This window comes from Glutamicibacter sp. (genome assembly GCF_035257265.1).
In the GTDB taxonomy this organism is placed as follows: Bacteria; Actinomycetota; Actinomycetes; order Actinomycetales; family Micrococcaceae; genus Glutamicibacter.
In genome coordinates this window covers 66,622-88,066 of record NZ_DATEXC010000039.1, presented here as the reverse complement: position 1 = coordinate 88,066, position 21,445 = coordinate 66,622, and the positions used below count along the sequence as shown (strand labels likewise).

The window sequence follows — 21,445 nt, the reverse complement described above, 5'->3', positions numbered from 1 at the left end:
ACAGGTAAAACGAGGCCAGGCTATTAGGAGACTGGGGTGATTAAGGTGCCCTGGTTGATGTACGAGCGGAGGTTATCCAGTGTCAGCGCCGCCATATCCGCGCGGGTCTCATGGGTTCCGCTTCCCAGATGCGGCAGCAGGACCACGTTCTCCAGCCCCAGCAATTCCTGGGGAACTGCAGGTTCGTGGGCGAAGACATCAAGACCGGCGCCCGCGATGAGGTTGTTCTCTAGTGCGTTGACCAGTGCCGTCTCATCGATGACGCTGCCACGGGCAATATTCACCACGAACCCCTGAGGACCTACGCTGGAGAGCACGGCTGCGTCGACCAGGTTCGCCGACTGCGGCCCGCCGGCGGCGGCAATAATCAGTACGTCCGTAGCTTCGGCCAGCTCGGCGGCGGAGCGATGGTAGGCATAGGTGGTATCGGTTTTCTCGGAGCGGTTGTGATAGTGGATTTCGCAGCCGAAAGCCTCCAGCCGGCTGGCAATTGCCTGCCCGATTCGTCCCAGTCCGAGGATTCCTACACGCTTGCCGCTGGCCCGCGTGGCGAGCGCGAAGTTCTCGCCTCCGCCCCACGTGCCGTTTCGGACAAAGCGTTCGGCCGAGCCGAGCGAGCGAAGTGTCATCAGGTACAGGCCCAGGGCGGTATCTGCGACGCAATCGGTGAGCACATCCGGAGTATTGCTGATGGGAATGCTGCGTTCGGCGGCCTGCGCTACGTCGGTGGCGTCGTAGCCCACTCCGAAGTTGACGATGGCCTCCAGGTTTGGGAGTGCTCTCATCAACTCGGTGTCAACACCGACTTTGCCGGAGCACACGGCGATCCGGATATCCTGCCCATGTTTTTGCAGGAAGGCTTCGCGCTCGGTGCCCGGAGCGGGCAGTATGAGCGAGCCGAAGTCCTCGCTGAGCGCCTTGGCGACGGTGGGATTGACCGGGCCAACGCGCACAATGGCGTTACCGGTGATTGCTGAGCTGCTGCGTCGTGCGGACGCGCTGATATCGGTGGACATAAGGGAATCGTATGAACTTTCATCGATCCACGTCCAACACTCAGTTTAGATAGATCAATGCCCTTGAAGCATCGATCAGCCATCTCGCCCGGAATGTCGCACAAGTCACATTCTATTTCTGGGCAGTAGGAGAACCACAGCCCGGTCAGGTTGCGTTCCGGCAGGTCTTCATCCCTTGACCGGCATCCGGGAGCAGTCAAAGCTTTGGATACGGACAGGGCCGGAAACACCACGGTCACCTCGCACTCGCATCCCGAAGGAAACAACGATGTTCAATTCGAAAACCCCTATTCAGCGGACACGGCGCATCTCCATGGCGGTCGCCGCCGGAGCCCTGCTGAGCACCACCGCGCTGGCCGGCTGCTCGGTAGCCAATTCCGAAGACGCGGCCGGAGGGTCGGCGGCGCCAGGAGCAGCCGTAAGCGACACCCTGCGTGTGGTGCTCCAGCAGGAACCGCCAACGCTCGAAGCCTGCGAATCGAACCTCACCAGCACCGGAGTGGTGGTCCGCTCCACGATCACCGAACCGTTAATTGAACGCAACCCCACCACCGGTGAGTTGGAACCTAAGCTCGCCACCGAATGGTCCAGCGATGATGACACCACCTGGACGCTGAAGCTGCGCGAAGGCGTGAAGTTCCATGACGGCAGCGACTTCACCGCAGAAGACGCCGCCGTCACCATCGAGCGTGCGGTCAACTCGGATCTAGGCTGCAACGTCGAAGGCTACGTCTTCGGCGACGATGACCTCAAGGTCACGGCCGTAGACGACAGCACGCTGGAGGTCACCGCGGTCAAGGCCGACCCGATCCTTCCGCTGCGACTGTCCTTCCTCGAAGTAGTCCCATCCGAAACCTCCGCTACCGAAAAAGTCCGTGAGCCTATCGGTACCGGACCCTACAAGCTGGACAAATGGGATGCCGGCCAATCCATCAACGCCTCCGCCTTCGCCGACTACTGGGGAGAAGCCCCGGCCTTCGCCAAGGCAAACTACCAGTGGCGTTCCGAGGGAAGTGTCCGTGCAGCAATGATCACCTCCGGTGAAGCAGATATCGCCACCGGCCTGAGCCCGGAAGACAATATCGGGGATCGGGGCGTTAGCTATCCAAACAATGAGACCGTCGCCCTGCGCATGCACGCAGACAAAGCACCATTCACTGACATCAAGGTCCGCCAAGCGGTTAATTACGCTATTGACAAGGAATCCATTGTCGCCTCGCTGTACGGTGGACGCGACAAGGCAGCTGCCCAACTGGTGCCTGAAGGGGTAGTGGGGCACAGCGACTCATTGCCGGTCTGGCCATATGATCCGGAAAAGGCCAAGTCTCTTGTGGAAGAGGCCAAGGCGGCTGGTGTTGACACCTCCGCTCAGATCAGCCTGATCGTGCGCACCGCGCAGTTCCCGAAGATCGAGGAGCTGGGCCAGGTCATCCAGGAACAGCTTTCCCAGGCCGGGCTTAACGTGAAGTTGAAGATGCTTGAGACCAGTCAGCACCTGACCTACCAGGTTCGTCCGTTCCCCACAGATGACGAGGGTGCCATCATGCTGATGACTCAGCACGGCAACCAGGCAGGTGACGCCGCTTTCACCGTGGATCAGTACATGACCACCAAGGGGGCCCAGTCGGCCTTCGGAACTGCGGAACTGGACAAGCTGATCGAGGAAGCGGACGCTTCTTCTGAAGCAGACCGACAGGCAGCTTTTGAAAAGGTCTTCCAGTATCAGAATGACAATGTGGTGCAGTTTGCGCACATCGCCCACCAGACCGGAATGCTCGGCATCGCTCAGTCAGTGAACTACGAGCCGAATTCCTCCTCGGGTGACGAGCTGCGCTTGGCAGAGGTCACCGCGGCGAAATAGCCAGGATTCTCCCTGAGCGCCAAGCGGAACCGACAATGACAGAACTTATCGAAAGTACACAGTTTAATGCTCACCTATCTGCGTAAAAGGATCATCTCTTCGGCCGTGCCGTTGCTGGTTGTCATCGTAGGCGTGTTCGCGCTGGCCCGCATGACCGGTAATCCGGCCGCGTTGTACCTGCCGCTGAACGCCACCGAAGCCATGCGCGAGGACTTCGCCATTCGCAATGGGCTGGATCAGCCAATCTGGGTGCAAATGGCCCAGTACTTCGGCGGAGTCTTGCGCTTTGATTTCGGTAGCTCCATGCGCACCGGTGAAAGCGCAGCAGATATGGCGTTGCGGGCCTTTCCCGCAACATTGCAGCTTGCCGGCACCACCATGGTCATTGCTATCGTGCTGGCAGTCATTGTCGGTTCCGCGGCGGCGCTGAAACCGAACGGAATCCTGGACAGGTTCTGCAGTTTCTTGTCCATGACCGCCGCCTCCATCCCGGATTTCTGGTTGGCAATCGTGGGTATCTGGGTCTTTGCCATCACCTTGGGCTGGGTGCCTACCTCCGGTGTCATGGGCATGGCAGCCTGGGTGCTTCCGGTAGCCACCCTGGTGATGCGCCCGTTTGGCACCTTGGTGCAGGTGGTGCGCGGTGCGATGGTTTCTTCGCTTTCGGAACCGTATATCAAACTTGCCCGGTCCAAGGGAGCCACCGAATACCGCGTAGTTGGGGCACATGCCCTGCGCAATGCCGCGGCACCCGGACTCACCGTGGCCGGGGACCTGACAGTCGGCCTGGTCAACGGCGCGGTAGTCGTGGAAACCATCTTCGGCTGGCCAGGCATTGGAAAGCTCATGATCGACTCGATCCTGCAACGCGACTTTGCGGTGCTCCAGGCCTGTGTGCTGCTGACCGCAGTGGCGATTTTCATCCTCAACATCCTCATCGATGTGGGCTACGCACTGCTGGATCCCCGGGTTCGCCCCAGCGCAGGGGCGCACAAGCGCCGCAAGGCCCGCAGTGAATTCCGCGGTCAGTCCAACGGCCCAAGCACTCCATCTGCCCCAACCGCCAACAACCCGGCCGCCGCCGTTCTCGACGCCTAGGGAAAAGCCATGACACAAATTCAAGACAAGCCACTAGCCGCTGGGCGGAAGGCAAAAACCGCTGGACGGTTGGGCCGGCCAAGCATGTTCTCCATGCTGCTGCGCGACAAATTCGCTACGGTGGCCGCTGCGCTACTCGGCGTTGTCATCCTCATCGCGATCTTCGGCCCGGCCCTCATGGGGGAACTGGCCACCAAGCAAAATCTGATGTTCATGAATAAGCCTCCCTTCGACCCGGCCAACGGGTGGGCCTACGTTCTGGGCTCCGATTCGCTGGGACGTTCAATGCTGGCCCGCTTGGTCGTGGCCACGCAGACCACCTTGCTGGTCGCCGTCCCGGCGGTGCTCGTTGCACTGATCATCGGTTCACTGTGGGGAGTATGGGCTGGCTACCACCGGGGGCGCCGGGAAAACATCTCCATGCGCATCGCCGATATCATCATGTCTTTCCCCTCTTTGCTGCTCGCTGTGGTGGTGCTCTTTGTCTTCAGCCCTTCGGCAGCAAATATTGTGCTGATCCTGGCGATTACCCGTATTCCCATCTACATGCGCACCGCGCGTGCCGAATCAGCAGAACTGCAGTCACGCACCTTCGTTGACGCAGCGCGCACCTTCGGCACCAAACCGAATTCAATTATCCTGCGCCACGTGATTCCGGTGGTCACCCCGACTCTGCTGACCCTGGCCACACTCGAATTCTGTTTTGTGATGCTTGCCGAATCCTCGCTGTCATTCCTTGGCATCGGCATTCAGCCACCAGATGTCTCGTGGGGTTTGATGGTCGCCCAGGGACGCCAGTACCTGCAAACCGCGTGGTGGCTTTCGATACTTCCAGGGCTGGCAATTGTGATCACCGCGGTGGCCGCGAATGTTCTGGCCGCATGGATGCGTATTGCTACCGACCCGGCGCAACGTTGGCGCTTGACCTTGGACAAGCAGACTAAAAAATCACTGACGGCAGTAATCAAGGACGCGAAATGATGACCGAGATGCTTGAACCTAAAGCCCCCATCCGCACAGGCAATGACACGGTGCTTCAGGTGGACGGACTGGACGTAGACATCCGAACCCCAAGAGGCACAGTGCGCGTAGTGAGCCAAGTTGGCTTCACTGCCCGCCGCGGCAAAACCCTGGCACTGCTCGGAGAATCCGGGTGCGGCAAGTCGATGACTGCTAAAGCCATTGCCGGGTTGCTTGATCCGGTGGCCTCGGTGACCGGAGGCAGCGCTTCGCTCGACGGAGAAGATCTCATAGCCATGAACCCGAAGCAACGCCGTGCGGTAGCCGGCCCCGGTCTTGGAATCGTCTTCCAAGATGCATTGACCGCACTGAACCCGGTTTATACCATCGGCACCCAGCTGGGGGAGGCCTTCCGCATTCACCGCGGAGCAAACAAGAAACAAGCGAAGCTCGAAGCAGTGGATCTAATGCGCCGGGTGGGCATCCCAGAGCCCGAAACCAGAGTGAACTCCTACCCGCATCAGTTTTCCGGCGGCATGCGCCAGCGTATCCTCATCGCCATGGCGGTTGCACTCAGCCCGCGGCTGTTGATTGCTGATGAACCAACCACCGCGCTCGATGTTACGGTGCAGGCCCAGATCATGGAACTGCTGCGCAAGCTGCGCACTGAAGACCAGATGGCGGTAGTGCTCATCACCCACGACCTCGCGGTTGTCGCCGAAGAAGCCGATGATGTCTGTGTGATGTATGCAGGAAATGTGGTGGAACAAGGACCCGTTGCGCAGGTATTCACCAGCCCAACCCACCCCTACACCAAAGGGCTGCTCGATTCGGTGCCCACCGATGCACAGCGCGGCGAGGAGTTGTCCTCGATTCCGGGAAGCCCGCCGGAGCTGAATAAAATTCCTGCGGGTTGCGTCTATCAGGACCGCTGCCCGTTGGCCAGCGCGATCTGCCGCGAGCAACGCCCGCAGCTGCGCGAGACTGCACCAGGGCAGCGTTCCGCCTGTCATTTTGCCGAAAAAGTTGGCCAGGCCACGGTCAGCCAATCAGGAGTTGTCCAAGCTGAGGAGGAAAACCAGTGAGCATCATAGAACATGAGATCAGCGAAGCAAACGTTTTAGAGGTCAAGGACCTGACCAAGACCTTTCATGTTTCTGCGGGTGCCTCCGGCACGAAAGAACTGCGTGCGTTGGATGGAATCAATCTGAGCGTCCGCAAGGGGGAGACGCTTGGGCTGGTGGGAGAATCAGGCTGCGGCAAGTCGACTCTTGCTCGCACACTGATGATGCTTGAACAGCCCGACTCGGGAACAGTGAGCTTCGATGGGCAGGATCCTTTTGCACTTCGTGGCAAGGAGTTGCTTGCGTGGCGCCGCCGTGTGCAGATGGTCTTCCAAGATCCATTCGCCTCCCTGAACTCACGGATGACTGCTGGACAGATTATTTCCGAGCCATTTGCTACGCATAAGGATCTTCATAAGGGAAGCGCCGCCAAGAATAAACGCCTGAACCAGCTGCTTGACCTAGTCGGTTTGCGCAGTACCGATGCATCCAAGTCGCCACAGGAGTTTTCTGGAGGACAACGCCAGCGTATCGGTATTGCCCGCGCCCTTGCCCTGGACCCCGACCTGATTATTTTGGACGAACCGGTTTCGGCGCTTGACCTTTCGGTGCAGGCACAGGTCTTGAACCTGCTGAACGAATTGCAGCAGGAGTTAGGCGTCAGCTACATCTTCATCTCCCATGACCTGTCTGTGGTGCGACACGTGACCGACCGGGTAGCAGTAATGTATCTGGGGCGAATCATCGAAACTGGCAGCACCGAACAGGTCTTTGACTCACCTTTGCACCCATATACGGCCTCGCTGATGTCCGCGTCTCCGAAACTGGACCCTGCGAAACGTCCCGCGCAGCGCATAGTCCTCCAAGGGGAACTTCCTTCTCCCTTGGACCCGCCTTCCGGATGCCGTTTTCGTACCCGCTGTTGGAAAGCACAGCCAATTTGCACTGCAGAACGTCCGCCGGCGGTCTCCCGCGATGGTGCCGGGCAGATTCTTTTGGGTATGCCTGGTATCGGGCCAGACTCGGGTCAGCAACTGGCGGAGTGCCATTTCCCGGTGTCCTCTCCGGCCGAGGCAGGACTTGTCCCAGCCGGGTGAATTTGAGCGCTACCCCTCCTCGGTAGCCGTGCCTAATCCGGTACGTGGGCCGTGGAGGGGCAAACATGCGTGACATCTGATGAGCCGGCGTGACCCGCCAGATAGGATACTGGGCACCAAGAGTGACAAGATGGTTCTAGACGTTTAACAACATCAAAGGAGTCATCGTGAGCTACAAAGTAGGTCCTGCAGCGGAGCTACCCGAAGGCGAAGCCTTATTAGTTCCTGCCAGTGAGAGTGGCGCAAGCGAAGACATTGCGGTGTTCCACGCCGAGGATGGCAACTTCTACGCGTTGCAGGACGAATGCACCCATGAGGTAGCCTCGCTCTCCGACGGCTGGCTTGAAGGCTGCGAAGTCGAGTGCCCTATGCACTCCTCCAGCTTTGATCTGCGTACCGGCAAGGTGCAGTGCATGCCGGCCACCGAAGATGCACGCACTTACAAAGTTGCCGTAGTTGACGGAAATCTGGAGCTAGATATCTAAATGCCATCCGTACATATTGTGGGTGGCGGTGTTGCCGGTTTTACCCTCGCACGCGAATTAGTGAGCAAAGGGTATGCCGGGAACATCAAAATCAGTGACCCCGAGGGCTTGCCCTATGACCGGCCACCACTGAGCAAATCATTGCAGCGTGAGTACTTTGTGCCACGAACTTGGTTCGCAGAACATGGTGTCTCGCTCGTTGAAGAAACCATTACTGAACTAGAAGCACCCAGCTCTCCGGATGATTGGGTAGTTCTAGCTACCGGAACCACCCCCAAAAAACTGCAAGTTCCAGGTGCCAAGCACGCCGAGAGCCTCCATACTGCTGCGGATGCGTCTGCACTTTCGGCCGCCTTGGAAGACGGCATGTTCGGACAACGAGCCGTGATCATCGGAGCAGGACTGGTCGGAGCGGAGTTCGCCTCGACGGCCAAAATGCTCGGCGCTCAGGTCACGCTTGTTTCAAATTCGTCCGCTCCACTGTCCAAAGTTCTGGGTGCAGAAATGGCGACCGCGTTACATGCAGAGCATTCGCGTCATGGGATTACCGTATTGTCTGGAACCCCAACGCTGCTCGGTCCGGACTACGCGGTGGTCGATGGGGAACACCTCGAAGCAGAAATTCTCGTCGCTGCCATTGGGGTTGAACCCGAAACTACCCTCGCACAAGCAATGGGGCTGGAAATCAACGATGGAATACTTGTTGATGAGCAGTTGCGCACCACTAACCACGGCCAGGTCTTGGCTATAGGGGACGCGGCAAGAATCAAGGATTGCTCCCGTGCAGTGCACTGGGAAGGCGCCATGGAAGACGCAGCGATTGCCGCGGCGACCATCATGGGCGGCGAAGCCCGCAAGCATTCGGTGCCGTGGTTCTGGTCTGATAGGCACGACAGCCATATTGAAGCGGTGGGGGATTTTTCCCAAGCCACGCAGCATGTGTCGCGATTGAACCGTCGCGGGCAGTTGCAGGTACTTTTCGGTCTTAACCACGCGGGAAATTTGGTAGCCGCTTCCATGATTGACGGTGGGCAAATGGCTAAAGCTGTTAAGCGGCTCATCGCACGTGGCTACATCCCGAGCATTGAAGAACTGCAAGATTCCGGTGTTGGTCCGCGTGACCTTGGACGGCAGGAACAAGCATGATCACGGAACGCAATTCCGGTGTCCCCGAAGCTCTCAGGATCCCTACCAAACGTGTGGGGGTCGGTTGGATTGCAGCTGTTGTCACCGTTCATATTGGGATTAATGTTGGCTTCTTCGCACCGATCCAAGTCCTCCTTGGACTACACGCTGAACAGCTCGATGCGAGCCAGAAAGCAGCCATTCTTTCGCTCGTCACCGGTGTTGGTGCGGCTGTCTCTTTGGTGGCAAATCCGCTCTTCGGGGCTTTGAGCGATCGGAGTACCTCGAAATTTGGCCGGCGTGTTCCGTGGGTATTGTGCGGCACCGTGTGCGGAGCGTTAGCGCTGCTACTTATGTCAACCGCTCAAACGGTGGGCATGTTGGTACTGGGCTGGGCACTGATGCAGGCAGCTGGCAATGCAGCCTTAGCCGCGATTTTTGCAGCCATCCCAGACAAAGTACCGGTGGAACAACGTGGCCTTGTCGGTGGAATGGTGGCGTTGGGACAAACCTGTGGCTCACTTATTGGTGCGGTCATTGGCATGTTTGCGGCCTCAGATCTGGTGTTCGGCTATGCGATTGTTGCAACGGCTGTAGCCATTTGTGCGATTCCGTTTGTCTTGCTGCGACAAGATGTTCCGCTTCCAAAGGGTGCGTTAGAACCGCTAAAGCTCATGGAATTCGTCAAGAGCTTCTGGATCAGTCCGATGCAGCACACAGATTTCGGGTGGGCCTGGCTTTCCCGTTTCTTGCTGTATTTGGGAAGCCAGCTGTGTTTGGTTTACCTGCTCTTTTTCTTGCAGGACAAGTTGCACCACCCAGAACCCGCCACTGGCGTGCTGGTCCTGACGGCGACCTACGCCTTCTGCGTGATTTTCTCCTCGGTGATTGCCGGGCGACTCTCTGACCGGGATGGAAAACGTAAGAAATACGTGATCATCTCCTCGGTCATTGTGGCTGGCGCTGCATTGACCCTGGCCTTTGCGACTACCTTCACCACCGCGATCTTCGCTGCCGTGTTTCTCGGGGTTGGTTTTGGCGCTTACCTCGCCGTCGACTTTGCCTTGCTTACACAGGTACTGCCGTTCGAGGATTCTCGCGGTAAAGACCTGGGAATGATCAATATTGCGAACTCGCTGCCACAAGTGTTTGCCCCACTTATTGCTTGGATTTCGGTGACCTGGCTAGGCGGTTATTCAACGTTATTCATGTGTTCTGCAGTGATCAGCCTGCTTGGTGCCGCGCTGGTCTTGAAAATCAAAAGCGTTCCGTAGCCAGTAATGACAATAAATTGGTTGGTAAATGAGGCACCTTTTATGGTGACTTTTACTTTCTTCTTCATTGGAGCATTGTTGCGTGGCAACGCGACCTACTGGGCGGGCAGGGCTGTGGCGCGCGGAGTTGAGAATACCCGGTATCAAAAGATCTTGCACGGGGCCATGTATCAGCGTGCACAACGATTCATCGCTCGGTGGGGAATGCTGGCAGTCCCATTGTGCTTTCTTACCATCGGTATTCAATCCGCCGTGAATGCAACCGCAGGGGTGAGTCGAATGCCATTACGACGTTATCTTCCCGCGGTCACTGTGGGAGCTCTAGCTTGGGCCCTGATATACACGACCATTGGTATGGCGATATTTTATGCTTGGCTCTCACTGGAGTGGCCCTACCTTGTGGGAGGCGTTCTACTCATCGCCGTCATTGTTATTCTGGTTTTTCGATTACGGCAGAGTAAGTCTTCGGCGGAGAAGTCAGACGAGACTTAAATTTACTATGCTGTAGTTCTATCGCGCGGGAATCCCGCGAGTTTTTCAGAGTCAAAAGATGTAGCAGTGAAAGCCGGTGCCACTTAATGCTGAACAATCCTGCCTCCGGCGAAAAGCGCACGGCGCAACTCGACGAGTTAGACCGTCGTCTGTTGTCCCTGCTTTCAGAGAACTCGCGGCGAACCAATAACTCGTTGGCTGAGGAATTAGGCATTGCGGCTTCTACATGTCTGGCTCGACTGAACGCTTTGCGCGACTCGGGGGTTATTTCACGATTTACCATTGAGGTGAACCCTCAAGTCCTAGGACGTGAGCTCGAAGCATTGATCTTCGTAAAAATCCGGCCAGGTGCAAGGCATCTGATGTCTACCTTCGCCTCGGATATGCGGTCAAAGCCCGGGGTGCAGCAGTTATTTTTCCTGGGCGGAGCAGACGACTTCGTGTTACATATCGCCGTCCGTAATTCAGCCGACGTCCGACAGTTTGTTCTGGATAACCTGTCAGCTAACCCTGCGGTGGCGACCACTCAAACATCCCTAGTCTTCGAACATAGCCACGGAACTGACGAGTACTAGTCCCCGGGCTCGATCAAATTATATGTATCTCGTCCCGTCATTCCGGTCGTCGAATTTCAGCTGACCACCTGCGAATTCGTATTCTCTCACTAAAAGTATTTGAACTATTCGAATAAAAATGCTAAGATCAATGTTCTCTTCTGAGGCGAGATGTGATGAGGTCCTGAACGACTAGGGCCCTACGTTAACTACGACGGATCACCTTTCCGGTTGAGATTTGAGGAGGATGAGAAGGCAATGGGTATTGAAGTTACTCTACTAACCGCACTGGTCACCCTTACGATATTGGCAGGTGCCAGTATCTATCTGGTTGCGAAGTATCGTCGGACGCATGCGACGCAGATTCGCGAATCGCTAATGCGGCAGGCAAGAAAGTACGCAGTTACGTCTCCGGATGAGCTGACGAACCATGACTTGGCAGTAGCAATTCACGATGCTAAACGTGAAAGTAAACAAAGGCAGATGAAAGTCGCATAGCTCTTTAGCTCTAGTGCAGCATGATGAGGGTCGAAGGAATCGTAAGGTTCTTTCGGTCCTCATTTTGCATTTGGTTTCGTAGCGCCGAGTAGGCATTGAGTGTTGTGTTGTGTGGTGTGACTCGCCATGAAAGTAGCCAAAACCCCGCCAGTAACTAAAGGGTGAATAACATTCCATAATAGTTTTCATAAAATGACACAGGTCACCTTTCTTATCGAATTCTAATGGAATTGATGCCGATTCAATCACAGTCTCCTGTGACCTTGTGAACGAATAAGGGGGTTCTGTATTAAAGAGAAAACTTTATGGGCTTTACTGGAATTACAGTGTTATTGAAACTTTAGGAGAAAACAATGGGTGCGATCCCTCTTGGTGAAGACATACTCTTGGCCCGCCATGGTGAGAGTATTGTCAAATTCCGCCAGGATCGCAAGAACCGTTCGACGGTAGCCTACCTGCGTGGTGGCGAAATGGATTCGGCGTCCAACATAATCTCGGCGAGCGTTCTCAGCAGCTCGATGCGCACCCCTGTCCAGGCAATCAGCCAGGGAGCGGTGGCCTACCTTAACAACGAATCCTCTGTTAGCCGCCAAGAAGTTCGCTCACTGGTCAAGGTGTCCCTCGGATTCAGTGCAGTGATGGGGATTGTCTTTGGCGGACTGCTTCTAGCCCTGTACAAGGTCGGTGGCAACGAAGCGATTGCCTCCCTTTCAAGCATGGGTGCAACACTGTAGGTTCTCAAATTATCTGACAACAAGGGCGAAACCATCTGGTTTCGCCCTTGTTGCATATGGAGAACCAGATTCCTTATAGGTGAGCACTTTGAAGGCAGGCTGACAAGTCTCGCAATTTAAGTTTTCTGGGCATAGGATGGCGATAATCCTAGGGATTGGAGCCCAACATGCGTTTCGTCATGGAAGTAAATTTTGACTCCGAGAGTATGCAACTCAAGCCGCTGGAAGAGCTGCAGAAAATTCTCTCGGATTGGTCTAAAAATATCGCGCTTTACCCTCTTGAAGCCGGTGCGCAGGAAGATATCCTCGACGCCGAAGGCGAAGAGGTTGGCGAGTGGGCGCTGCTAGAGGACTAATCCCGTTTCTTAGAGAAACGACCAATCAAATAACCAATGAATAAGGTTATGCTGAGCACCGCCCAGAGCGGGGCGCTGGTATGAAATATCAGTAGCTCCACTCGAACATAATTCAGGTTCTGCAAGATAAATATTAATGCGATAATTCCCAGAACAATTGCTGTCCATTGTTTGGCAGAAAGCCGGCGGTTTCCTGTAGGGCGTGATTCCTGGATCATGTGAGGTCTCGCGATGCTAGTAGTCCGGTCACTAGGGCGCGTAGTCCGCGTCCAAAAGAGTCGTCACTGGTGTTGATCCCGGTTGCGCGTTGCGCCGCCACTGCCTGAGTGAAGTGCGGGGTCGCCTCGCGGTGATTGCTGGTGTCAAAGATGTCGTGCGGTGCGCCGGTGTCCATTGCCGATCCGAAGATGAAGGACTCCAGGGCCACGATTGTGGGAATTACTTCGGCTTCGGCCAGGCCATGGGTTTTCAGCGTTTCCGCCACTTGCTCGTACATTGCTATGGTGCGCGGGGAATTAGATACCGGTAGCACTGCGATGATCGGAATCAGCGGGATGTGCAACGCAAAAACGTTTCGGTAGCTCGTCGCCCATTGGATCAGCGCGTCGTGAATCTCAAGTTTCCCAAAAGCAGAGGTGTCAACCTGGGTCATGACCAGTTCCTGGATCCATTGCAGTAGGTCATGTTTGGAATCGACATGGTTGTAGAGCGCCGAAGGGGATACCCCTAAAGACCGCGCGAGTTGCTGCATGGTCAATGCATCGTAACCATCTTGGGAGACTAGGCTCAGCGCGTGCTCGGTAATGCGATCCCGATTGAGTATGGCGGTGCGTGGCCTGCCGGCCCGTCGAGGACTCACGGTACTCATTCCAATTTCCCCCTGACGTGGCATGCTTCACAAGAGCATCTTCGTACCCTATGCTATACGCAGAGGTAAATGAACCAAATTCATTTAGTGCCGGAGGGGATTATTGTGAAACAGATTGAACGAGACGTTGTCATTATCGGGGCTGGCCCATCGGGTCTCACCGCCGCCTATGAACTGAAAAAGTGTGGGAAAACGGTGGCAGTTCTAGAAGCCCGCGACCGTGTCGGCGGACGTACCTGGAGCGAAGAAATGGAAGGGGCGACCATTGAAATTGGCGGGCAGTGGATTAGCCCGGACCAAACCGGCCTGTACTCGCTAATCAATGAACTAGGCATTGAAACCTTCGAGCGTTACAAGGAAGGCAAAAGCCTGTACCGCACCGCGCAGGGTGAAACCATTGCCTACGAAGGTGAAGATTTCCCCGTTGCACCTGGCACCGTGGCCGAGATGAACAAGCTCGTCCAGGTGATGAATGACCTCGCAGCACAAATGAATCCGGACAAGCCGTGGGACCACCCACAGGCTAAAGAACTGGATATGATCTCCTTCCATCATTTCCTGCGCGAGCACAGCACCGACGAACTTGCCTGCGATAACGTGGGTCTATTTATCGCCGGCGGCATGCTGACCAAACCCGCCCATACCTTCTCGGCGCTCCAAGCGGTGCTCATGGCTTCCTCGGCTGGGTCCTTCGACAATCTTGTAGACGAAGACTTCATTCTTGACCGCCGTATCGTTGGCACCATGCAGGGCGTCTCCAAGACGGTGGCCGAACGCCTGGGCGATGACGTGTACCTGGAAAATCCGGTACTTAAACTTGAATGGTCCGAAGATGGCGTGATCGCTCACGGCGCGACGGTGAGTGTCAAGGCAAAAAAAGCCGTGATTGCGGTTCCGCCGAACCTGTATTCACGTATCAGCTACGTTCCTGCGCTTCCACGCAAGCAACTGATCACCCACCAGCACCAGTCCATGGGATTGGTCATCAAGGTTCACGCAGTTTACGAGACACCTTTCTGGCGTGAAGCGGGACTTTCCGGGACCTGCTTCGGACCTAACTCGGTGGTCCAGGAGCTCTACGACAACACCTACACCGGAGAAAGCACCGGCACACTGGTCGGATTTATCTCCGATGTTGATGCTGACGCCATGTGGGAGCTAGGCGAAGAAGAACGCAAATCGCAGATCTTGCAGGGAATTGCCGACTTCCTCGGAGACAAAGCTTTGGAACCTAAGGTCTTCTATCTCTCTGATTTTGGGGCCGAAGAATGGACCCGAGGCGCTTACGCCACCAGCTACGACCTTGGTGGACTGTCCCGTTTCGGGTCAGTCCAGAACGACAATGTAGGACCGCTGTACTTCTCATCATCAGATCTTGCCGGTGAGGGCTACCAGCATGTGGATGGTGCGGTACGCATGGGACGCCGTAGCGCTGCTCGAATCATTGCGCAGCTAGAGGGTAGCAGCTATGACGAAAGCTATGACGGTGTTGCTCCATTAGATAAGGTCAACGCCTAACCATGAACCTGCTTGTTGGATACACCGCAGATCAGCGCGGTGCCGAAGCACTGGAGCTGGCGGCGGCTCTAGTGCAGGGAACCGCAACGCCTAGCCTGACCATAGGTATCGTGGTTCCTGCAACGACACCCTTTAGCGCCATCTACCCCGGTGGTGACCATGGGTTCAACTCTATTCTCTCGGCCAAAGTTGATGAGTGGGCAGTGACCGCGCTAGCCCAAGTTCCTCAAGGAGTCAGCGCCAAAGTGGTGGCTCGCTCCGTATCGTCGGTCGCCGAAGGGCTGATTGAGCTAGCCGACGAGGTTGGCGCACATGGCATCGTCTTAGGTGGGCGTAAAAGACACCGTGCCGGGTTTTTCATGCCCGGCGCGGTGGCAAATGCACTCTTGCACGCCTCACCTGTTCCGGTTTTCATGTCCAGTCCGCAGGCTCTTGCCTCGTTGCGCGCAGCGAATGGACAAATCACCCGAATGACAGCATTCGTCGGAGACCGTCCGGGAGCGCGCGAGGTCATTGCCAGTGCGGCCAGGTTCGCCACGATCCGTAAGGTTGCACTGCGCGTCGCAACCCTCGTAGCCGATAGCGACGTGTCGGATCCTGCCACCGAGCTTGATCCACACCTGGTGCGTACCAAGGCCTTCCTCACGGAGCTGACCCAGTCCATGGGGCTGCGCGCAAGTGTCGAAGTAATTTCACGTCAAAGCCTGGATGAAGCCATTGATTCGCTGGCATGGGAAGCCGGAGAAATAGCAATTCTGGGCTCTTCCAGATTGGCTGCTAACCGTCGTCTCTTTGTCGGAGCCAACGCCCAACGAATCCTAGGTAAGTTGCACGTGCCCATGGCAGTGATACCGAACTAGAACCATCGCGCGGGGACTCCCCGTTTTCTTGGCGGCCGCAGAAGTCTGCCGGGAATAAACCCAGAAGGTTAACACTATGTCGCAAGAACTGAGGCAGGAAACTGCCGAACAACCCGAGAGTGGTCTGCACTCCAAAGGTTTGTCCACCGGCACCGTAGGAGTAGTCGGACTAGTAGTCATCGGTATCTCCTGCATTGCCCCGGCCTACACCTTGACCGCCGGACTTGGCGCCACCGTGGCAGTGGTTGGTACGAGCCTTCCGGCGATTTTGCTAGCCGGTTTCATTCCGATGCTGCTGGTCGCTTTGGGCTACCGTGAGCTAAACAACGCGATGCCGGATTCTGGAACCTCATTTACCTGGGCTACCCGCGCCTTCGGGCCGATGATCGGTTGGATGGGCGGTTGGGGGCTTATCGCAGCCACCGTGATCGTCTTATCCAACCTTGCAGCAGTGGCGGTGGACTTCTTCTATATCCTCCTTGCCCAGCTCACTGGAAACCAGGCAATCGCCGACTTGACTAAAAACCTGTGGGTCAACATTCCCACCACGTTGGTCTTCATCGCGGCGGCCGCCTACATTTCCTATCGGGGGCTCAACGCCACCAAGGTGTTCCAGTACGTACTGGTTGGTTTCCAAGTGGCGGTCTTGCTGCTCTTCGCGATCATGGCGTTCACCAGTAGCACCCCCTTTGACCGGACACCTATTAGCTTTGACATGTTCAACCCGGCCTCAGTGGATTCATTCGGCGCCTTCGCCGCGGGTATTTCGCTGTCTATCTTTGTTTTCTGGGGCTGGGATGTCACGCTGACCATGAACGAAGAAACCACTGACCCGGCCAAGGTTCCCGGACGTGGTGCAACGTGGACGGTACTCGTCATCATCGCGTTGTACCTGGCAGTATCTTTGGGCGTCCTATACTGGGCCGGAGTAGGCCAAACCGGACTCGGCGCGGGTAACGAGGCAAACCAGGAATCAATCTTCGCGGTGCTCTCCGGACCTATCATGGGTCCTCTAGCTATTCTGATGTCGCTGGCAATTCTTTCCTCTTCGGCGGCTTCGCTGCAGTCGACCATGGTTTCTCCGGCGCGTACCTTGCTGGCCATGGGGTACTACAAGGCGTTGCCACCGAGCTTCGCAAAAATTTCCCCACGCTTCATGTCACCTTCGGTTGCCACGGTAGTCTCGGCAGCAGCCGCTGCGGTGTTCTACGTGGTGACCCGGTTGATCTCTGAGAATGCCTTGTGGGACACCATCACTGCGTTGGGACTGATGATCTGCTTCTACTACGGGATTACCGCACTTGCCTGCGTCTGGTATTTCCGCTCTGAGCTGTTTGCCAGCGTCCGGAATTTCTTCTTCAAGTTCCTTGCACCGCTCATCGGCGGTGTAGTGCTGCTGGTGATGTTCTTCAGCACCGCCGTCGAATCCATGAATCCCGACTATGGTTCAGGATCCGCGATTGGTTCCGTGGGCATGGTCTTCATTCTGGGGGTGGGTGTTCTGCTACTCGGTGTCGCAATCATGCTGTACACCAAATGGAGGCATCCAGCCTTCTTCAGAGGAGAAACCATTAAGACCAGATAGCCAGTAACCCTGGCTGCGCTCAACAATTGTTATTGAACCACCCACTAATGCTCAGTGGGTGGTTCAATATGTTCATGGCTACTTCGGTTCTTTTTATCTGTTCTCGCAATGCAGGCAAGTCGCAAATGGCTGCAGCCTTGATGGACCTCGTTTCAAACGGCAAGGTGACCAGCTATTCGGCCGGGACAAATCCTGGCGCCGTGATTAATCACGAGGCTGCTGAATCGCTGGCCGAGGCCGGCGCAGACATGTCCTCAGGTATTCCCAAGAGCATTGACCCTGCACTATTGGACCAGGTGGACCGCGTAGTTATTCTGGGCAGCGAAGCGAATCCCAATATTAAGGAAAGTATTCCCACAGAACGCTGGGTCACCTATGAGCCAAGCGAGGATGGTGTGACGGGCGCCGAACGGATGAACCTAATCCGTGATGAAATCGCCGAGCGCGTACGCGAACTGTACCGCGAACTGGAGAAATAAGATCATCCTCAGTAAAACGAAGCAGAGCACTGCCTCGTGGTGGCTTCCGGGAATCTGCCTGATTCTCACCGGATGGTGCGCTAACCAGTATGTTTCACTCATTAGCTGGTATCAACAGCACCGTGAGCTAAGCGAATTTGAAGCAATGCTGGTGATGGGCAGTTATCTGCTCGGTATGATTCCGACGCTACTGCTGGGTGGGCCGCTAGCCGACAAATTCGGCCGCAAGCCTTTCACCCTCCTGGCCTTGAGCGCCTCCACGCTCGGCTCGCTCAGCATGATATTCGGGGTAGTTCACGACTCTGGGTTATATGCCGGACGAGTGTTCACCGGAATGGGCATGGGACTAGCCATGGTGGCGGTGACCAGCTGGGTTAAGGTGCTCAGCGTGGGACCTGCAGGAGCAACCCGAGCGGCGCTGTGCACCTCGGCAGGGTTTGCCATTGGCCCAATGATCTCCGGAACTATTGTGGGCGCGAGCGCCAGTCCGGAACTCGCCTATGGAATTCACGCCGTGGCTGCGCTCTCGTGGTTATTGCTTATTACCACGGTCAAGGAAGAAAAGCCGGTTCTGGGCAGTACGTCTGGAACTGCGACCACACCCGAGAACCTCAAACGTTTTAAACTCGTGGTGCTTCCCGCAGCACCCTGGGTGTTCGGGCTAGCGGCTAGTGGTTTTGCTATCGTTCCCGCTTTGAGCTCGGCAGCAGGTCAGTCATCGTTGTTTTTCACTACTGCCGCGGTAGTGATCACTATGGGGATGGGCGTGCTGGTCCAGCCCGTGGCCAAGCGCTATAACGACACCAGCAAGGTCAACGTATTGATGGCTGGGCTGCTTCTCTCGGTGTTGGCGTTCGCATTGATGATCCTGGTGTATCTCAGCGGATCTGAAGCGCTGGGCTATGTAGCCTTCATCGTTTCGGGTTCGGCCAACGGCGTGTTGCTGGTCGCCGGGCTGAGCCAGGTACTTGACCTTGCAGGGCCTGGGGAAATCGGAAAACTTACCGGCCGGTTTTATGCCGTGTGCTTTATCGGATTTAGCTTCCCGACGCTCTTTGCCATGTGGCGGCCGTTTGCGGATCCCCTCTGGTTTATCGCGCTACTTATCGGGTTTTGCCTGTTGAGCATGGTTTGCGTCTATGCGGCCCGTAAGCATCTGCCGGCACGAACCTTAGATCTGGTGCAAGGCTAGAAACTAGTTCTTGGTTCCGCTCAGCTTCGACAGCAATGCAGTGGTGCGGTAGGGGATAACATCACGCAGAATCATTGAGGTTGAGGTGCGGGTGATCCCAGGGCATAAACGGATTTCTTCAGAGACCCGGTACAGGTCATCTGGATCGGTAGCCGAGACACGAATCAGCAGATCGGTTTCCCCCGCAGGAGCAACGCATTCTAAAACTTCTGGGATGCGACGCAACGCCTCGATGGCCTCATTGAGGCTCGACTGGTTCAACTCGGCGCTCACAAACGCGCTGACTCCGCGGCCCATAGAACTTGGCAGGATACGGGCGGTGTTCGGGCGCAAAGCACCGGAATGTGCCAGACGTTCAAGACGCGTCTGCACTGTTCCGCGCGCCAAGCCCAGCTGCTGAGCGAGCATCATGATCGGTACACGCGGATCGTTATCTAAAGCCAACAGAATTCGGCGGTCGGTCTCATCGAGCTGATACGTTTCCGAATTCATGTGGAGATTCTCCTGTGCTGCCATGTGGGGTGGTCCGCGGCCTAGGTGCCTTCATAGGATTTTAGTCAAAATGACCAGCCATGCCCAACTGTGTTGCACGGTCTGACCGGTTTTGTTGCGTCTAACCCATTATGTGCCATGGCTTGGCTTGCGTCGAATCACAAAGCATTACTTATGAAGAACTTATCCGGTTTCATACCAAATGGTTCTAAATCGCAGTAACCTTTCAGATATGAGGTTTTTGAGATTAGAGGACGTTGCCGAGGAATTGAACGTAAAGCTTCCCCAGGTTCGTGCGCTGGTGAAAAGCGGTGAGCTTCCTGCAATTCAAATTGGTGGCCGTGGCATGTGGCGGGTGGAGCGGGTAGAACTGGAGAACTACATTCAGCATCGATATGCCCAAGCCCGTGAGGAAGTCACCGGAGATCTGGACTGACCTAAGATGCCGGTTAGCAAGTAGAGAATCCGGAACTTGTGTAGTTTTAGATTGAATGCCGATTTCGGCACTGCCAGCACCCGCACCAGGAGCGGAATTGTCACCGACCATTACCCAACGTCGTTGGGCCCTGTACACACTCTTTTTCCTACCGGGCTTGAGCATGGCCTCATGGGTGACGCGCACCCCAGCCATTAGAGACCTGCTGGAAGCCACCCCGGCGAAGATGGGCCTCGTGCTCTTCGGCATATCGGTCGGTTCCATGCTCGGCATCATCTTCTCCGGAAAACTTGTTGCACGTTTTGCCGCGCGTCCAGTTATCCGTACCGGCTCTGCAGCGGTGATCGCCTCGATGCCGTTCATTGGGATTAGCGCCCACTTCCAACTTGAATGGTGTGTGGCCGCTGGGCTGTTTCTCTTCGGTGCCGGCATGGGGAGCGCAGAAGTTGGAATGAATGTAGAAGGCGCCGAGATTGAACGACTCACCAAGAAGCCTTTCCTGGCGAGTCTTCACGGATTCTTCTCCCTTGGCACGGTCATTGGCGCCAGTGCCGGAATTTTTTTCACTTCAATCGCTTTTCCAGTGCTCTGGCATTTGGTGCTCAGCGGGCTTCTGTCGCTAGCACTATTTCTATACGTCATCCGCTACCTTCCCCAAGGCACAGGGAAAATTCATAGATCACGATCCGCAGAAACCGTATCGCCGAGCGCAGCCAAACTCTGGACGGACCCACGCTTGCTGTTGATTGGCTTTATAGTTTTGGCGATGGCGCTCGCCGAAGGATCAGCAAATGACTGGCTGCCGCTGGTGATGGTTGACGGGCACGGTTTTGATCCTGCTGCGGGGTCATTGATTTTCACCGGATTCGCGCTGGCGATGACTGTCGGGCGTTTCTGTGGCGGCTGGTTTATTGGGCGGTTTGGCGCAAGTAGAACTTTTGCTGTCAGTGCTTTTCTTGGAGCACTCGGGCTTTCGGGTGTCATCTTCCTCAACAACCCAGTCCTTGCCGGCGCCTGCGTCATGCTCTGGGGACTGGGTACTTCGTTGGCTTTTCCATTGGCAATCTCCGCGGCTGGAGCCTCCGGAGCAGATCCTGCGGGGCGCGTTGCCGTGGCCGCCACCATCGGATATATCGCTTTCTTAGTCGGTCCACCGCTCCTGGGATTTATCGGGAATGAATTTGGGCTACGGCAGGCGCTGCTCCTTCCCCTTGGATTTGTCATTGTCGCAATATTTTTCTCTTCGGCAGTTGGCGAAAGAAAAATCAAACTTGAACGGGTCCCTGATGAGCAGGAACTCGACAGTGATCCACGACACTAATTTCAGTGTACTTTGCAAAATGTAGGCTTTAGACGCGACTGCTCCGATTGAATTGTTCATATTGCCCAATGCACTCTCTG

Annotated in this window: 23 protein-coding genes; 20 read left to right on the top strand and 3 right to left on the bottom strand. The window is 56.1% G+C overall.

Annotation, left to right across the window (positions count from 1 at the left end; genetic code table 11):
• Positions 1 to 23: 23 nt before the first annotated feature.
• Entirely contained in the window at positions 24 to 1,016 is a 993-nt protein-coding gene (locus tag VJ369_RS11360; RefSeq protein ID WP_324092181.1) for a 2-hydroxyacid dehydrogenase, read from the bottom strand.
• 268 nt (positions 1,017 to 1,284) lie between these two features.
• On the opposite strand from VJ369_RS11360, the gene VJ369_RS11355 reads away from it, so the two are divergent.
• The 13 genes from VJ369_RS11355 (at position 1,285) to VJ369_RS11295 (ending at position 12,614) form a co-directional block, all read left to right on the top strand.
• Positions 1,285 to 2,877 carry an ABC transporter substrate-binding protein gene (locus VJ369_RS11355; protein WP_324092180.1) on the top strand — a complete coding sequence of 531 codons (1,593 nt, stop codon included), beginning with the start codon at positions 1,285 to 1,287 and terminating at the stop codon, positions 2,875 to 2,877.
• Between the two features lie 66 nt (positions 2,878 to 2,943).
• Positions 2,944 to 3,975 carry an ABC transporter permease gene (locus VJ369_RS11350; protein WP_324092179.1) on the top strand — a complete coding sequence of 344 codons (1,032 nt, stop codon included), beginning with the start codon at positions 2,944 to 2,946 and terminating at the stop codon, positions 3,973 to 3,975.
• A gap of 9 nt (positions 3,976 to 3,984) precedes the next feature.
• On the top strand, positions 3,985 to 4,956 hold the full coding sequence (locus tag VJ369_RS11345) for an ABC transporter permease (protein WP_324092178.1): 972 nt from the start codon (positions 3,985 to 3,987) through the stop codon (positions 4,954 to 4,956).
• Positions 4,953 to 6,020: an ABC transporter ATP-binding protein gene (locus VJ369_RS11340; RefSeq protein ID WP_324092177.1), complete on the top strand. Its 1,068-nt coding sequence runs from the start codon at positions 4,953 to 4,955 to the stop codon at positions 6,018 to 6,020. The genes VJ369_RS11345 and VJ369_RS11340 overlap by 4 nt, the downstream gene beginning before the upstream one ends.
• Entirely contained in the window at positions 6,017 to 7,096 is a 1,080-nt protein-coding gene (locus VJ369_RS11335) for an oligopeptide/dipeptide ABC transporter ATP-binding protein (protein ID WP_324092176.1), read from the top strand. Before VJ369_RS11340 ends, VJ369_RS11335 begins: the two co-directional genes overlap by 4 nt.
• A gap of 167 nt (positions 7,097 to 7,263) precedes the next feature.
• Complete coding sequence (locus VJ369_RS11330) at positions 7,264 to 7,581, top strand: bifunctional 3-phenylpropionate/cinnamic acid dioxygenase ferredoxin subunit (protein WP_324092175.1); 318 nt, start codon at positions 7,264 to 7,266, stop codon at positions 7,579 to 7,581.
• Positions 7,582 to 8,727, top strand: a complete 1,146-nt coding sequence (locus tag VJ369_RS11325) for an NAD(P)/FAD-dependent oxidoreductase (protein WP_324092174.1) — start codon at positions 7,582 to 7,584, stop codon at positions 8,725 to 8,727.
• Positions 8,724 to 9,980, top strand: a complete 1,257-nt coding sequence (locus VJ369_RS11320; RefSeq protein ID WP_324092173.1) for an MFS transporter — start codon at positions 8,724 to 8,726, stop codon at positions 9,978 to 9,980. The genes VJ369_RS11325 and VJ369_RS11320 overlap by 4 nt, the downstream gene beginning before the upstream one ends.
• 42 nt (positions 9,981 to 10,022) lie before the next feature.
• Positions 10,023 to 10,472 (top strand): DedA family protein, encoded by a 450-nt coding sequence (locus VJ369_RS11315; RefSeq protein WP_324092172.1) that lies wholly within the window; start codon positions 10,023 to 10,025, stop codon positions 10,470 to 10,472.
• Positions 10,473 to 10,558: 86 nt separating this feature from the next.
• Complete coding sequence (locus VJ369_RS11310; RefSeq protein ID WP_096254879.1) at positions 10,559 to 11,047, top strand: Lrp/AsnC family transcriptional regulator; 489 nt, start codon at positions 10,559 to 10,561, stop codon at positions 11,045 to 11,047.
• 237 nt (positions 11,048 to 11,284) lie between these two features.
• Entirely contained in the window at positions 11,285 to 11,524 is a 240-nt protein-coding gene (locus VJ369_RS11305; RefSeq protein WP_324092171.1) for a hypothetical protein, read from the top strand.
• Positions 11,525 to 11,877: 353 nt separating this feature from the next.
• Positions 11,878 to 12,258, top strand: coding sequence for a hypothetical protein (locus VJ369_RS11300; RefSeq protein WP_324092170.1), 381 nt, complete (start codon positions 11,878 to 11,880; stop codon positions 12,256 to 12,258).
• Between the two features lie 167 nt (positions 12,259 to 12,425).
• Positions 12,426 to 12,614, top strand: a complete 189-nt coding sequence (locus VJ369_RS11295; RefSeq protein WP_324092169.1) for a hypothetical protein — start codon at positions 12,426 to 12,428, stop codon at positions 12,612 to 12,614.
• A gap of 214 nt (positions 12,615 to 12,828) precedes the next feature.
• On the opposite strand, the gene VJ369_RS11290 is transcribed toward VJ369_RS11295, so the two are convergent.
• Positions 12,829 to 13,482 carry a TetR/AcrR family transcriptional regulator gene (locus VJ369_RS11290; RefSeq protein WP_324092168.1) on the bottom strand — a complete coding sequence of 218 codons (654 nt, stop codon included), beginning with the start codon at positions 13,480 to 13,482 and terminating at the stop codon, positions 12,829 to 12,831.
• A gap of 105 nt (positions 13,483 to 13,587) precedes the next feature.
• Between VJ369_RS11290 and VJ369_RS11285 the strand changes: the two genes are divergently transcribed.
• The 5 genes from VJ369_RS11285 to VJ369_RS11265 all read left to right on the top strand — a co-directional run bounded on the left by VJ369_RS11285 (position 13,588) and on the right by VJ369_RS11265 (position 19,116).
• Complete coding sequence (locus tag VJ369_RS11285) at positions 13,588 to 15,000, top strand: NAD(P)/FAD-dependent oxidoreductase (protein WP_324092167.1); 1,413 nt, start codon at positions 13,588 to 13,590, stop codon at positions 14,998 to 15,000.
• Between the two features lie 2 nt (positions 15,001 to 15,002).
• Positions 15,003 to 15,860, top strand: a complete 858-nt coding sequence (locus VJ369_RS11280; RefSeq protein WP_324092166.1) for a universal stress protein — start codon at positions 15,003 to 15,005, stop codon at positions 15,858 to 15,860.
• 76 nt (positions 15,861 to 15,936) lie between these two features.
• Positions 15,937 to 17,445 (top strand): APC family permease, encoded by a 1,509-nt coding sequence (locus VJ369_RS11275; protein WP_324092165.1) that lies wholly within the window; start codon positions 15,937 to 15,939, stop codon positions 17,443 to 17,445.
• Positions 17,446 to 17,492: 47 nt separating this feature from the next.
• On the top strand, positions 17,493 to 17,924 hold the full coding sequence (locus VJ369_RS11270; RefSeq protein ID WP_324092296.1) for a low molecular weight phosphatase family protein: 432 nt from the start codon (positions 17,493 to 17,495) through the stop codon (positions 17,922 to 17,924).
• Complete coding sequence (locus VJ369_RS11265; RefSeq protein WP_324092295.1) at positions 17,875 to 19,116, top strand: MFS transporter; 1,242 nt, start codon at positions 17,875 to 17,877, stop codon at positions 19,114 to 19,116. Before VJ369_RS11270 ends, VJ369_RS11265 begins: the two co-directional genes overlap by 50 nt.
• A 3-nt stretch (positions 19,117 to 19,119) precedes the next feature.
• Here the strand turns inward: VJ369_RS11265 and VJ369_RS11260 are convergent, their stop codons facing one another.
• Positions 19,120 to 19,608 (bottom strand): Lrp/AsnC family transcriptional regulator, encoded by a 489-nt coding sequence (locus tag VJ369_RS11260; RefSeq protein ID WP_105678393.1) that lies wholly within the window; start codon positions 19,606 to 19,608, stop codon positions 19,120 to 19,122.
• A 232-nt stretch (positions 19,609 to 19,840) separates the two neighbouring features.
• Between VJ369_RS11260 and VJ369_RS11255 the strand changes: the two genes are divergently transcribed.
• The gene (locus tag VJ369_RS11255; RefSeq protein ID WP_229676933.1) at positions 19,841 to 20,044 is read left to right on the top strand and encodes a helix-turn-helix transcriptional regulator; all 204 of its coding nucleotides are present in this window, start codon (positions 19,841 to 19,843) and stop codon (positions 20,042 to 20,044) included.
• Between the two features lie 97 nt (positions 20,045 to 20,141).
• The gene (locus VJ369_RS11250; RefSeq protein ID WP_324092164.1) at positions 20,142 to 21,365 is read left to right on the top strand and encodes an MFS transporter; all 1,224 of its coding nucleotides are present in this window, start codon (positions 20,142 to 20,144) and stop codon (positions 21,363 to 21,365) included.
• Positions 21,366 to 21,445 lie beyond the last annotated feature (80 nt).